The organism is Mycobacterium lehmannii, from assembly GCF_001499925.1.
GTDB classification, from domain to species: Bacteria; Actinomycetota; Actinomycetes; order Mycobacteriales; family Mycobacteriaceae; genus Mycobacterium; species Mycobacterium lehmannii.
In genome coordinates this window covers 1-13,258 of sequence record NZ_LQIR01000004.1, presented here as the reverse complement: position 1 = coordinate 13,258, position 13,258 = coordinate 1, and the positions used below count along the sequence as shown (strand labels likewise).

Annotated in this window: 13 protein-coding genes and 1 pseudogene; 8 read left to right on the top strand and 6 right to left on the bottom strand. The window is 66.8% G+C overall.

Features of this window, described 5'->3' with window-relative positions; all coding sequences use genetic code 11:
* Positions 1 to 2 precede the first annotated feature (2 nt).
* On the top strand, positions 3 to 461 hold the full coding sequence (locus AU192_RS04035) for a hypothetical protein (RefSeq protein WP_064394477.1): 459 nt from the start codon (positions 3 to 5) through the stop codon (positions 459 to 461).
* Here AU192_RS04035 and AU192_RS04030 read toward each other — a convergent pair.
* Positions 455 to 1,378, bottom strand: a complete 924-nt coding sequence (locus AU192_RS04030; protein WP_064394475.1) for an HpcH/HpaI aldolase/citrate lyase family protein — start codon at positions 1,376 to 1,378, stop codon at positions 455 to 457. The two genes, AU192_RS04035 and AU192_RS04030, sit on opposite strands and share 7 nt — an antisense overlap.
* A 57-nt stretch (positions 1,379 to 1,435) precedes the next feature.
* Complete coding sequence (locus AU192_RS04025; RefSeq protein ID WP_064394473.1) at positions 1,436 to 2,176, bottom strand: dienelactone hydrolase family protein; 741 nt, start codon at positions 2,174 to 2,176, stop codon at positions 1,436 to 1,438.
* A 43-nt stretch (positions 2,177 to 2,219) separates the two neighbouring features.
* Between AU192_RS04025 and AU192_RS04020 the strand changes: the two genes are divergently transcribed.
* The 3 genes from AU192_RS04020 to AU192_RS04010 are packed head-to-tail and all read left to right on the top strand — an operon-like array spanning position 2,220 to position 4,749.
* Positions 2,220 to 3,020: a thymidylate synthase gene (locus AU192_RS04020; RefSeq protein WP_064394592.1), complete on the top strand. Its 801-nt coding sequence runs from the start codon at positions 2,220 to 2,222 to the stop codon at positions 3,018 to 3,020.
* Positions 3,010 to 3,498: a dihydrofolate reductase gene (locus tag AU192_RS04015; protein ID WP_064394471.1), complete on the top strand. Its 489-nt coding sequence runs from the start codon at positions 3,010 to 3,012 to the stop codon at positions 3,496 to 3,498. Before AU192_RS04020 ends, AU192_RS04015 begins: the two co-directional genes overlap by 11 nt.
* Before the next feature lie 33 nt (positions 3,499 to 3,531).
* A complete protein-coding gene (locus AU192_RS04010; RefSeq protein ID WP_064394468.1) occupies positions 3,532 to 4,749 on the top strand; it encodes a winged helix-turn-helix domain-containing protein in 1,218 nt (405 codons plus the stop codon).
* Between the two features lie 29 nt (positions 4,750 to 4,778).
* Here AU192_RS04010 and AU192_RS04005 read toward each other — a convergent pair whose 3' ends face one another.
* Positions 4,779 to 5,078, bottom strand: coding sequence for a DUF4193 domain-containing protein (locus AU192_RS04005; RefSeq protein WP_066841475.1), 300 nt, complete (start codon positions 5,076 to 5,078; stop codon positions 4,779 to 4,781).
* Between the two features lie 227 nt (positions 5,079 to 5,305).
* On the opposite strand from AU192_RS04005, the gene thyX reads away from it, so the two are divergent.
* Genes thyX through AU192_RS03990 form a run of 3 tightly spaced genes read left to right on the top strand, consistent with a single transcriptional unit; the run spans position 5,306 to position 8,676 of the window.
* Complete coding sequence (gene thyX, locus AU192_RS04000; RefSeq protein WP_064394465.1) at positions 5,306 to 6,070, top strand: FAD-dependent thymidylate synthase; 765 nt, start codon at positions 5,306 to 5,308, stop codon at positions 6,068 to 6,070.
* 24 nt (positions 6,071 to 6,094) lie between these two features.
* Positions 6,095 to 6,997: a 4-hydroxy-tetrahydrodipicolinate synthase gene (gene dapA, locus AU192_RS03995; protein WP_064394463.1), complete on the top strand. Its 903-nt coding sequence runs from the start codon at positions 6,095 to 6,097 to the stop codon at positions 6,995 to 6,997.
* Positions 6,997 to 8,676 (top strand): ribonuclease J, encoded by a 1,680-nt coding sequence (locus tag AU192_RS03990; RefSeq protein ID WP_064394461.1) that lies wholly within the window; start codon positions 6,997 to 6,999, stop codon positions 8,674 to 8,676. The genes dapA and AU192_RS03990 overlap by 1 nt, the downstream gene beginning before the upstream one ends.
* A gap of 255 nt (positions 8,677 to 8,931) precedes the next feature.
* Here AU192_RS03990 and AU192_RS03985 read toward each other — a convergent pair whose 3' ends face one another.
* The 3 genes from AU192_RS03985 to AU192_RS03975 all read right to left on the bottom strand — a co-directional run bounded on the left by AU192_RS03985 (position 8,932) and on the right by AU192_RS03975 (position 10,590).
* Positions 8,932 to 9,744, bottom strand: a complete 813-nt coding sequence (locus AU192_RS03985) for a mycofactocin-coupled SDR family oxidoreductase (RefSeq protein WP_064394458.1) — start codon at positions 9,742 to 9,744, stop codon at positions 8,932 to 8,934.
* Positions 9,744 to 10,070, bottom strand: a complete 327-nt coding sequence (locus AU192_RS03980; protein WP_064394455.1) for a putative quinol monooxygenase — start codon at positions 10,068 to 10,070, stop codon at positions 9,744 to 9,746. Before AU192_RS03980 ends, AU192_RS03985 begins: the two co-directional genes overlap by 1 nt.
* Positions 10,071 to 10,137: 67 nt before the next feature.
* Entirely contained in the window at positions 10,138 to 10,590 is a 453-nt protein-coding gene (locus AU192_RS03975; protein WP_064394453.1) for a DUF2834 domain-containing protein, read from the bottom strand.
* 53 nt (positions 10,591 to 10,643) lie between these two features.
* On the opposite strand from AU192_RS03975, the pseudogene AU192_RS03970 reads away from it, so the two are divergent.
* A pseudogene (locus AU192_RS03970) lies at positions 10,644 to 13,159 on the top strand (FtsK/SpoIIIE family DNA translocase).
* Positions 13,160 to 13,258: the final 99 nt, after the last annotated feature.

Below are 13,258 nucleotides of genomic sequence, written 5' to 3'. Positions count from 1 at the left end.
TCATGCCCGGAATCGCCGAACTCGCCTTGGGCGCAGCGCCACTCGCGGGCGGGGCACTGCTCGGGATCGCCGCGGGCAACCTCCGCGGACCTGACTTCCGCGGACTGATCGCCAAGGACATGGACCTGCTCGAGCGCATACCCGACGACCAACCCGAACTCAAGGCGCGGCTGAAAGCCAGCATCGACCATCGCATCGAAGACATGATCAGCGCCGCTGAGCGCAGCCGCGACCTGCGGCTGGCGGCGATGTCCTATCGCGGCAACTGGCGCGACGTCGTGGTGTTTCTCTGCGCGATCCTGTTCACCATCGTCTGGTGGAACGTCGACCACGACCGGACGAACTGGCTGCTGATGTTCATCGTGATGATCCTCGCGACGATTGTCGCCGGGATCTACGCGGCACGCGGTCTGCTGCGGTCGCTGCAAATGGTGCTGCGCGGACGTCGTAGACCTCAGTAGTGGTAGGTGTCCGACGGAGCCGGGATGTGCGCCGGATCGTCGACGTCGTCGAACTCCGACACCTCGATGCCGTACGCGCGGGCCAGATCGATGATCTTGTTCGCCCTGGCGATACGGGGTAGATCGGACCCGTTGCGGATCTCACCGCCGTCGCGTTCGAACTCGACGAAAAACTCCTTGGCCCAGGCGATTTCCTCGGGTGACGGGGAAAGCCCCTCGTTGACGGTGGTGCACTGCTCGGGTGTCAGGCAGATCTTGCCCGTCATACCGAATTCGACCGACACCGCCGTGGCCTCGCTGAGCTTGAGCGCACTCGAACCGACCGTCGGGCCGTCGATCGCGCTCGGGAGGTGGGCGGCCTTCGCCGCGATCGTGAACCGCGACCGCGCGTAAGCAAGGGTGGTCGGACTTTCGCCGAAGCCGGTGTCGCGCCGGAAGTCGCCGATGCCGAAGGCCAGCCGGAACGTGCCCTTCGCGGCGGCGATCGCGGTGATGCGTTCGAGCCCCCGGGCCGTTTCGACCAGCGCGACGATCGGCACCCCCGGTAGCCGATTGGCGGTTTCGGTGACGTGGTCGACGGATTCGACCATCGCCAGCATCACCCCACCGACCGACGTTTTCGCGAGCGCGTCGAGGTCGTCGGCCCACCACGGCGTTCCGAAGCCGTTGACGCGGACCCAGTCGGTGTTGCCCTCGGTCAGCCAGCGGATGACGTTGTCGCGGGCGACGGTCTTGTCCTTCGGCGCGACCGCGTCCTCGATGTCCAGCACGACGATGTCGGCTCGGGACCGCACGGCAGGGGCGAACCGGTCGTACTGTGCGCCGTTCACCAGCAGCCAACTGCGGGCCAGCACCGGGTCGATACGCGAGCCGACGTCGTCGTGGTCCGCGTGAGCGCCGTGATCCTGAACGTCCATCGGATTATCGTCGCGTATCGACCCGGCAGGCTGCGATCGGACCCGGTGGAACGCGCCTCAATTGGGCAGAGCGGATTCGAACAACTCCTGCAGGGCGATCCAGTGCCGTTGGGCGGCCTCTTCGTCGTACGGGGCGTTGTCGGGCACCGCGAAGCCGTGGCCGGCTGGATAGAACTCCACCGTATGGGCGACGTTCGCTGCGGTCAGAGCCTTGTCGAGGGTCTCGGCATGCGCGTTCGTGAAGCCCTGGTCGTTCTTTGCGCCTGCGACATAGACGGTGGCCTTCATCCGGTCGGCGAGCAGGTGCGGGCTGGTGGGTTCGTCGGTGACGAGACCGCTGGCGTGGAAGGATCCCGCCGCGGCGACCCGGTCGGGCACCCGCCCGGCGACGATGACCGAGGTGCGCCCGCCCATGCAGTAGCCGCAGACCCCGAACGCGTCGCCCTTGACCTCGGGCCGTGACTGCAGGAAGTCGAAGAACGCCGCGGCGTCGGAGGCCATCATGTCGGGGGTGATCGAGGAGATCATCCCGAACAGACGCTTGCGCTGCTTGGCGTCGGTGAACGCGGTCCGCATGTCGAACGGCTCCCAGTCGCCGTGACGGTAGTAGACGTCGGGGAGCAGCACCGCATGGCCGAAGCCGGCCAGCCGCGCCGCCATCTCCTGAAAGGTGTCGCGGACCCCGCCGGCGTCGACGTACATCACGACACCGGTCCACGGTCCGGGGCCGTTCGGGGTGTGCAGGGTCACGGGGCAGGTGCCGTCGGCAGTGGTGACGGTCGCGGAGATGCTCGGCATGGCCTCCGTTCTACCCGCCGGGTCGGGAAGTAAGCTGACCGACGTGCCGATCGCCACCCCGTACGAGGATCTTCTGCGGCTGGTGATGGAGCGCGGCATCCCGAAGTCCGACCGCACCGGCACCGGCACCCGCAGTGTGTTCGGCCACCAGATGCGCTACGACCTCGCGGCCGGCTTTCCGCTGATCACCACCAAGAAGGTGCACACCAAGTCGATCGTCTACGAGTTGCTGTGGTTCCTGCGCGGCGACTCGAACGTGCGCTGGTTGCAGGAGCGCGGCATCACCATCTGGGACGAATGGGCTTCTCCGACAGGGGATCTCGGTCCTGTGTACGGTGTGCAGTGGCGTTCGTGGCCGACGCCGTCGGGCGAGCACATCGACCAGATCAGCGCCGCGCTGGACCTGCTGGAGACCGATCCCGACTCGCGCCGCAACATCGTCTCGGCGTGGAACGTCGGGGAGATTCCGCAGATGGCGTTGCCGCCGTGCCACGCGTTCTTCCAGTTCTACGTCGCCGACGGCAAACTGTCGTGCCAGCTGTATCAGCGCAGCGCCGATCTGTTCCTCGGGGTGCCGTTCAACATCGCCAGCTACGCGCTGCTGACCCACATGATGGCAGCGCAGGCCCGACTGGAGGTCGGCGAGTTCATCTGGACCGGCGGGGACTGCCACATCTACGACAATCACGTCGAGCAGGTGCAGTTGCAGCTCAGCCGCGATCCCCGGCCGTACCCCGAACTCGTTCTTGCGCCGCGCGATTCGATCTTCGACTACACCTACGAAGACGTGGCCATCCTCAATTACGACCCGCATCCGGCGATCAAGGCGCCGGTTGCGGTCTAACGTCGGGCTCATCTGGGCACAGTCGAGCTCTGGAGTCATCGGTCGCAACGGCGGTATCCCGTGGCGCCTGCCCGAGGATCAGGCCCGCTTCAAGGAACTGACGATGGGCCACACCGTCGTGATGGGCCGGCGCACGTGGGAGTCGTTGCCGGCCAAGGTCCGGCCGCTGCCGGGACGCGACAACGTCGTGCTGACCCGCCGGCCCGACTACGCGGCCGAGGGCGCGCGGGTGGTGACTTCACTCGAGGACGCCCTGACCGGTGACCAGATCTGGGTGATCGGCGGCAACGAGGTATACGCGCTGGCGTTGCCGATCGCCACCCGCTGCGAGGTCACCGAGGTCGATCTCGACCTGCACCGCGAGGACGACGACGCGCTGGCGCCGGTGCTCGACGAGGACTGGGTCGGCGAGGCCGGCGACTGGCAGGTCAGCACCTCGGGTCTGCGGTACCGGTACTACACCTACCGGCGGCGCTGACGCGCTGTCAGTGGCGTCCGGCACGATGAAGACGTGCCGAGCAGACTCACGGCCGATCAGGCGCGGCGTGTCGCCGTCGCCGCGCAGGGCTTCGCCGAGCCGCGTCCGCGGGGCCCCGTTACCCGGGCGCATCTGCGCAGGCTGATCTCGCGGATCCAGGTGTTGCAGTTGGATTCGGTGTCGGTGTCGGTGCGCGCGCATTACGCGCCGGTGTTCAGCCGGCTCGGCCCCTACGACCGCGATGTGCTCGATCGGGCGGCGTGGAGTCATGCGGCGCGCGCTCCGCGGATGCTGGTCGAGTACTGGGCGCACGAGGCGGCGCTGATGGCCGTCGACGATTGGCCGCTTCTGCGCTGGCGGATGCGCGAGTACACGCACGGCCGGTGGGGCAAGGAGATCGTCAAGAAGAACGCCAAGCTGGTTGACGACGTAGTCAGCGCCGTGACGGCGTTGGGCCCGTCAACCGCAGGCGAGATCGAGGCGTATCTGGGCGCCGAACAACGCGGCCGGAAGGGTCCGTGGTGGGACCGCAGCGACACGAAGTGGGTGACCGAGGCGTTGTTCGCCTCGGGGGTGCTGACGACGGCCACCCGGGTCGGATTCGCGCGGCACTACGACCTGTCGGAGCGGGTGCTGCCGCCGGAGGTGTTCACCCGCGAGGTCGATGACGCGGACGCCGTCAGGGAGTTGGTGCTGAGGGCGTCGGGCGCTCTCGGTGTGGGCACCGAACAGGACATTCGCGACTATTTCCGGTTGTCGCCGGGGCAGGTGAAGCCTGCGATCGCGAAACTGGTCGCCGACGGCGAGCTGGAACCGGTGGAGGTCGACGGTTGGAAGGGGCCGGCGTATCTGCGGGCGGGACAGATCATTCCGCGACGCGACCGCGGAACGGCGCTGCTGTGCCCCTTCGACCCGCTGATCTTCTTCCGGCCGCGGGTGGAGCGCTTGTTCGGCGGCTTCAGGTACCGCATCGAGATCTACACCCCGGCGCCGAAGCGGCGGTACGGCTACTACGTGTGGCCGTTTCTGCTCGACGGTGAGCTGGTCGGACGGGTGGACTTGAAGGCCGATCGGGCCGCGGGCGTCCTGCACGTGGTGGGCGCGTTCGCGGAGGAGGGCGCAGAGCGGTCGCGGGTAGCTCCGGCGATGGCCGACGAACTGCGGACCATGGCGTCGTGGCTCGGATTGTCAGACGTCACGGTCGGCGCGAACGGGGACCTGGTCGACAACTTGCGCCGAGAGTCGGGTTGACACCACCCGACACCCGGCCGGAAACGAGCTCAGACGCAGTCCGCGCAGATCGTGCGGTCGCCGGATTGCAGTGCCAGCCGGCTGTGGTGCTGCACCAGGAAGCAACTCGAGCAGGTGAACTCGTCGGCCTGCTTCGGGATCACTCGGACCGTGAGCTCCTCACCGGACAGGTCCATATCGGGCAGGATGATCGGGTCGACCGCGTCGCCGTCATCGACGTCGAGAACTGCGATGTCGGCCTGGCCGCGGCGGGCGGCGATCGCCTCGAGTGACTCATCGACCGCTTCGTCGGTTTCCTTCACACGGGGTGCGTCGTAATCGGTGGCCATGGTCACCCTCCCTCTCTAGATCGGCGTCTGGGTAACACCGATTGAGAACGGATTTGTTCCCGGCCCGCGCGCGGTCGAAACCTGGATTCTTCGCTTGGTTCGCCGCCGAATGTGCGATCTGATCCGCTGCGACCGGCGAGTCGCGGATGAAACCGCACACCCGGCGGTCGGCTCGGCGCAGGCTCGGCGCTCACTGGCATCACCGACGACCCGCGTTAGGGTGAGCCGTGGCCGAGACCTCGCCGCTGCGCGTCCAGCTGATCGCCAAGACGGAGTTCACCGCGCCGCCGGAAGTGCCATGGGAAACCGACGCCGACGGCGGGCCCGCGCTCGTCGAATTCGCCGGCCGCGCGTGCTATCAGAGCTGGTCGAAGCCCAATCCGCGCACCGCCACCAACGCGGCCTACATTCGGCACATCATCGACGTCGGGCATTTCTCGGTGCTTGAGCACGCCTCGGTGTCCTTCTACATCACCGGCATCTCGCGGTCGTGCACACACGAGCTGATCCGTCACCGCCACTTCTCGTATTCGCAGCTCTCGCAGCGGTACGTACCCGAGCACGACGCGCAGGTGGTGGTGCCGCCGGGCATCGAGGACGACCCCGAGTTGACCGAGATGTTCGCCACCGCGGCCGACGCCAGCCGCGCCGCCTACACCGAGCTGCTCGAACGCCTGGAAGCGAAGTTCCGCGGCGATGAACCCGGGGAGAAGCTCGGTGTGCTGCGACGCAAGCAGGCGCGACAGGCTGCGCGCGCGGTGCTGCCCAACGCCACCGAGACCCGCATCGTCGTGACCGGGAACTACCGCGCGTGGCGGCATTTCATCGCGATGCGGGCCAGCGAGCACGCCGACGTGGAGATTCGTCGGCTGGCCATCGAGTGCCTGCGCCGACTGGTCGATGTCGCACCCCAGGTGTTCAGCGACTTCGAGATCTCCACGCTGTCCGACGGCACGGAGGTCGCCACATCGCCTCTGGCCACGGAAGCGTGACCATCAACGAGTAATCTGAGCCCCGTGAGCACCAGCGGAATCGATGTGAGGGCCCGGTTGGGCACCGTGCTGACCGCGATGGTGACTCCGTTCAAGCCCGACGGCATGCTCGACACCGAAGCCGCGGCCCAGCTGGCGACGCGACTCGTCGACGCCGGCTGTGACGGCCTGGTGCTGTCCGGGACCACCGGCGAGTCGCCGACCACGACCGACGCCGAGAAGATCGCGCTGCTGCGAGCGGTGCTCGACGCCGTGGGCGACCGGGCACGCATCATCGCCGGTGCGGGCACTTATGACACCGCGCACAGCGTGCATCTGGCCAAAGCGTGTGCGGCCGAGGGTGCGCACGGGCTGCTGGTGGTGACGCCGTACTACTCGCGCCCGCCGCAGGCTGGGCTGCTGGCTCACTTCACCGCGGTGGCCGACGCGACGCCGCTTCCGGTGGTGCTCTACGACATCCCGCCGCGGTCGGTGGTGCCGATCCAGTGGGAGACGCTGCGCATGCTTGCCGAGCACCCCAACATCGTGGCCGTCAAGGACGCCAAGGGCGATCTGCACGGCGGCGGGCAGATCATTGCCGAGACCGGCCTGGCGTACTACTCCGGAGACGACGCGCTCAACCTGCCCTGGTTGGCCATGGGCGCCGTCGGATTCGTCAGCGTCTGGGGCCACCTGGCCGCCAGCCAGCTGCGAGAAATGTTCTCGGCCTTCCAATCCGGCGATATCGCAACGGCCCGCAAGATCAACGTCACGCTGGGCCCGCTGGTCGACGCGCAGGCCCGGCTCGGTGGCGTGACGCTGTCGAAGGCCGGGCTGCGGCTCCAGGGCTTCGACGCCGGTGAGCCCAGGCTGCCGCAAGTACCGGCCACCCCTGCACAACTCGATGCGTTGGCCGCAGATATGCGGGCGGCCGCGGTGCTGCGGTAGTGAACGAAGAACTCAACCAACCGGGGCCACTGGCCCCAGGCGGACTTCGGGTCACTGCGCTGGGCGGGATCAGCGAAATCGGCCGCAACATGACCGTTTTCGAGCATCTGGGTCGGTTGCTGATCGTCGACTGCGGGGTCTTGTTCCCCACCCACGACGAGCCCGGGGTCGACCTGATTCTGCCCGACCTGCGCCTGATCGAGAACCGCCTCGACGAGGTGGAGGCGCTGGTGCTCACCCATGCGCACGAGGACCACATCGGCGCGATCCCGTTCCTGCTGAAGCTTCGCCGTGACATCCCGGTCGTGGGCTCGAAGTTCACGCTCGCCCTGGTGGCCGAGAAGTGCCGCGAACACCGGATCAAACCGGTCTTCGTCGAAGTCGACGAGGGCCAGAGTTCCAGACACGGCGTGTTCGAGTGCGAATACTTCGGGGTCAACCACTCGATCCCGGGCTGCCTGGCCATCGCGATCCACACCGGTGCGGGCACGGTGCTGCACACCGGCGACATCAAGCTCGATCAGTCCCCGCCCGACGGGAAACCCACCGACCTGCCCGGTATGTCGCGACTCGGCGATGCCGGGGTGGACCTGTTCCTCTGTGACTCCACCAACGCCGAGATTCCCGGGGTGGGGCCGTCGGAGAGCGAGATCGGCCCGAACATGCACCGGCTGATCCGCAGCGCGCAGGGGCGCGTCATCGTGGCCTGCTTCGCCTCCAATGTCGGTCGCGTGCAGCAGATCATCGACGCTTCGGTGGCGCTGGGCCGCAAGGTGGCGTTCGTCGGCCGGTCGATGGTCCGCAACATGGGGATCGCCAGGGAACTCGGATACCTCACGCTGGAAAACGATGACGACATCATCGACATCGGCGCCGCGGAGATGATGGCTCCTGAACGCGTCGTGCTCGTCACCACCGGAACGCAGGGGGAGCCGATGGCGGCGCTGTCGCGGATGTCGCGCGGTGAGCACCGCAGCATCACGTTGACTGCGGGCGACCTCATCATCATGTCGTCGTCGCAGATACCGGGCAACGAGGAGGCGATCTTCGGAGTGCTGGACGCGTTGGCGAAGATCGGCGCGCGCGTCGTCACGAACGCGCAAGTGCGCGTACATGTTTCCGGCCACGCCTACGCCGGTGAACTGCTATTTCTCTACAACGGAGTGCGCCCGCGCAACGTGATGCCCGTGCACGGCACCTGGCGGATGTTGCGGGCCAACGCCGGTCTGGCCGCCCGCACGGGGGTGCCCGAGGACAACATCGTGTTGGCCGAGAACGGTGTGAGCGTCGACCTGGTGGCCGGGCGGGCGTCGATCGCGGGCGCGGTGCCCACAGGCAAGATGTTCGTCGACGGGCTGGTCACCGGCGATGTGGGGGACGCCGTGGTCGGTCAACGGCTCACGCTCTCTTCAGGATTCATCGGCATCACGGTCGTCGTTCAGCGCGGGACCGGTAAGCCCGCGGCGGCGCCGCACCTGCACTCCCGCGGCTTCTCCGAGGACCCGAAGGCCCTCGAACCGGCCACCCGCAAAGTCGAAGAGGCACTCGAAGCGCTTGTGGCCGAACGGGTCACCGATATCAACCGCATCGCCCAGGCGTCGCGGCGCGCCGTCGGTAAATGGGTAGGGGAGGTCTACCGGCGCCAGCCGATGATCGTGCCGACGGTCATCGAGATCTGACTCGCAGGTTTGGCTAGGCCACGTCGCGGTGCCGATCACCGGTATGGCCAGCCTCGCCAGCCTCCGCTGGACGCAGTTGTGGGCTGCCCGCCTCTGAGCGAATTATTCGCTGCCCACGAATATTTCGCTCGCAGCTGGGCAGTCAGGGAGGCATCACCGACAGATAGAAGAGGCGGGCTGCAACTGCTGAGCCACATGGGCAGCATGCACCGAGGCCGGTATGCTCGTCGCCCTGAGTTTCTCCCTCGCAAGAGCTCAGCGTTTGTTCACCGACCCGGCGTCGACGGGCAGCGCGACACCGGTGACGTAACGCGCGGCGTCCGACACCAGCCACGCCACCGCGTTGGCGATGTCTTCGGGTTGCAGCACCTGCACGGGAAGCGCGTTGCCCATGTCCTGCGGCGACTTCTCCGCGATGCTGCCCAGCCACTGTCGCGTCGCTTCGTTGTTGATCATCGGGGTGTCCACGCCGGCGGGATGCACCGAGTTGACCCGGATGCTATGTGGTGCAAGCAGATTGGCGTATAGCCGCATCAATCCGACGATGCCGTGTTTGGCGGCGACGTAGCCAATCGCACCGGGATCATCGCTGCCCATCCCGACCAGGCCCACGACCGAACTGGTGAGCACGATCGAGCCGCCCTCGCCGGTGGCGATCAGTGCCCCCTTGGCCACCTCCACTGTGTGATGAACGCCGGTGAGGTTCACGTCGATCACATCGCGCCACCCGTCGGCGCCCGACTGCATCGGCGCGATACCGGCGTTGGCGACGACGATGTCGAGGCGGCCGAACTCGTCGACGCCGGTCTGCACTGCCGAGGCCAACGCATCCTGGTCGCGAACGTCGGCCTGGCGAGCCACTATTCGCGCGCCCGTGTCCTCGACGAGCTTCACGGTCTCGGCCAGATCGTCGGCCGTCGCCAATGGGTAGGGCACCGAGGCGATCTGGTCACAGAGGTCGACGGCGATGATGTTGGCGCCGTCGGAGGCCAACTTCACCGCCTCCGCGCGGCCCTGCCCGCGCGCCGCACCCGTGATGAACGCGACTTTGCCTGCGAGCCCGGGCATCAGGACCGCAGCGCGCCCTTGCTCGGGTCGCCGGCGACAACCGGCTGCAGCATCTTGATGTCGGGCGCCCCGTCGAGGTGCTCACCGACCGCGCCGAACAGCTCGCCGATGGCCGGTGCGGTGCTGTGCGTCTTGAGGGCATCCTCGTCGGCCCACTGCTCGACGAACACGAAGGTGCCGTTGGCCTCGTGCAGCGCGTAGAGCTCGCAGCCGGGCTCCTGGTGCACCGCCTCGATGGCCTTCTTGCAGGCGTCCCGCACCGTGTCAACGGATTCGGGTTTGGCGGTCATGGTGGCGACAACGACAACTGCGTTTGGGTTGGACATCAGGCGCCGACTCCTCGGTGAGTGCTGCTGGACGAGTGCACAGCCTACCCAGCGACCCCTGCGACATTCAGACCACGTCGACCCAGATCGTGAACGCCACGGCAAGCACCGCGACGAGAACGAGTCCGACGGTGTCCCCGAGACCGATCTGCGGGGCCTCGGTGCGGTGTATGCGCAGCTCCCGCGCCAGGAGGAACAACGGGAACGTCACGCTGATCGCGACGAGGAACGAGGCGATGACGTAGATCCAGACGAAGCGGATGCCGTGCTTGCGTGCCTCGAACACCATGAAGATCACCGCGGCGAGCAGAAACAGGGTGATGTCGGCGGTGATGGATCGCGACGCCGGGTTGACCTTGGTTTCTTCCCAGAACACGCGGAGGAAGTCCGCCCCGCGGTCGAGGTAGGCCAGGTTCTGGCTCCAGGTGGCGATCAGCGCGACGAGCGCGATGACGCCATAGGCGGCGCACAGCGCTTTGGTGGTGGTCGGCAGGCTCGCCGACGTGTTGGTTTCGGTCATTTCCGCACGGTAAGTCGCGAAACCGCATCAATTGATACGTATCTGTTACCCGTGTGGCAGATGGTGATTATGGGGCTGGAGCGACTAGGCTTACAGGATGCCTAGTAAGACCGCCGCGCGCTCTGGAAGTCGTTCCACCAGATCAAAACAGGGCGCGCGATCGGGTGGCCGGGCGGCGCCGCGACGTAAGCCGGCGCCGCGCAAGACCACGTCACCACGCCGGACGTCGTCACCCATCTCGTCGGCCGGTGCCTCGGTGGGCCGCGGTGTGCGGGCGGGTTGGCTGATGGTGGCCAAAGGCGCGGGCACCACCGCGCGTTCGGTCGGGCGGGCTCGCGACCTCGAACCCGGTCATCGCCGTGACGGCATCGCGTTGGCACTTCTCGGCCTGGCGGTGATCCTCGCGGCGAGTTCGTGGTTCGGTGCCGCCGGCCCGGTGGGTGACTGGCTCGACACGTTCTGGCGGACGCTGATCGGCGCCGCCGTCGTGCTCGTGCCGATCGCTCTGGCAGCCGTCGGTGTGACGCTCATGCGCACTGAACCGGATCCGGACGCCAGGCCAAGGCTGATCCTGGGTTCGGCGATGATCGCGCTGCCCGCGCTCGGGTTATGGCATCTGTGGGCCGGTTCGCCGCAGGATCCGGTGGCACGTCGGCATGCCTCGGGCTTCTTCGGGTTCGCTATCGGCGGTCCGCTCTCCGACGGGCTGACAGCGTGGATCGCCGCCCCGCTGTTGTTCATTGGTGTGTTGTTCGGCGTCTTGCTGGTGACCGGCACGACGATTCGCGAAGTGCCCTCGACCGTGCGCTCCATGTTCTCCGCCCGCGGTTACGACGAATACGACTACGACGAGTACGACGACGAGGACACCGCCGTCATATCCGAGTCCGACGATTTCTCCGACGGCTACTACGACGATCCGAACGCCTACGACGCCGAACAGGCATGGCCGACCGGCACGCCGATGGAGAACTACCCGCTCTCCGACGAAGCGCCGACGATTCCCGAACCGACCGCCAAGACGCGCAAGAAGAAGCAAAAGCAGTCGACGATGACGCTGGACCGCGTGGTCGACGGCCCGTACGCGCTTCCGTCGCTCGAGCTTCTGATCGCCGGCGATCCTCCGAAACGGCGCAGCGCGGGCAACGATCGAATGATCGAGGCGATCACCGAGGTGCTCGACCAGTTCAAGGTCAACGCATCGGTCACCGGATGCACTCGGGGCCCGACCGTCACCCGGTACGAGGTCGAACTCGGACCGGGCGTCAAGGTCGAGAAGATCACTGCGCTGCAACGCAATATCGCCTATGCGGTCGCGACCGAGAGTGTCCGGATGCTGGCGCCCATCCCGGGCAAGAGTGCGGTCGGTATCGAGGTTCCCAACGTGGATCGCGAGATGGTGCGCCTGGCTGACGTGCTGACCGATCCGAGTACCCGGGGTGACCACCACCCGCTCGTCATCGGTTTGGGCAAAGACATTGAGGGCGAGTACATCTCGGCGAACCTCGCCAAGATGCCGCATCTGCTGGTCGCCGGCTCGACCGGTTCCGGTAAGTCGAGCTTCGTGAACTCGATGCTGGTGTCGCTGTTGGTGCGGGCCACACCGGAGGAGGTCAGGATGATCCTGATCGACCCGAAGATGGTGGAACTGACGCCTTACGAGGGCATTCCGCACCTCATCACGCCGATCATCACCCAGCCGAAGAAGGCCGCCGCCGCGCTGGCGTGGCTGGTGGAGGAGATGGAGCAGCGCTATCAGGACATGCAGGCCTCGCGCGTGCGCCATATCGACGACTTCAACAAGAAGGTGCGCTCCGGCGAGATCACCACACCGCTGGGAAGTCAGCGTGAGTACAAGCCCTATCCGTACATCGTCGCGATCGTCGACGAGTTGGCCGACCTCATGATGACCGCCCCGCGCGATGTCGAGGATGCGATCGTGCGCATCACCCAGAAGGCCCGCGCGGCAGGCATTCACCTGGTGCTGGCCACGCAGCGACCGTCGGTGGACGTCGTCACCGGCCTGATCAAGACCAACGTGCCGTCACGGTTGGCGTTCGCCACGTCGTCGTTGACCGACAGCCGCGTCATCCTCGACCAGCAGGGCGCCGAGAAGCTGATCGGCATGGGCGACGGGCTGTTCCTGCCGATGGGGGCCAATAAGCCGATCCGTCTGCAGGGCGCGTTCATCACCGACGACGAGATCCACGCCGTCGTGGAAGCGACCAAGTCGCAGGCCGAACCGGAGTACACCGAGGGCGTCACCAACGCCAAGACAAACAGCGAGCGCACCGACGTCGACCCCGACATCGGCGACGACATGGACGTCTTCCTGCAGGCGGTCGAGTTGGTGGTGTCGAGCCAGTTCGGGTCGACGTCGATGTTGCAGCGCAAACTGCGCGTCGGTTTCGCCAAGGCGGGCCGGTTGATGGATTTGATGGAGACCCGCAACATCGTCGGGCCGAGCGAGGGTTCCAAGGCCCGTGAGGTTCTCGTCAAACCCGACGAACTGGCCGCGACGCTGGCGTCGATCCGCGGGTCGGACTCCGGCGGCGACGACGACGAGTGATTGGTGCACCGCTAGGAGCGCTCAGTGGCTGTTGCGATTTGTGGTTGGTTGCCGGTGGGCGGTGACAGGTTGGTGGTACAGGTTGGTGGTGTGGCCCCG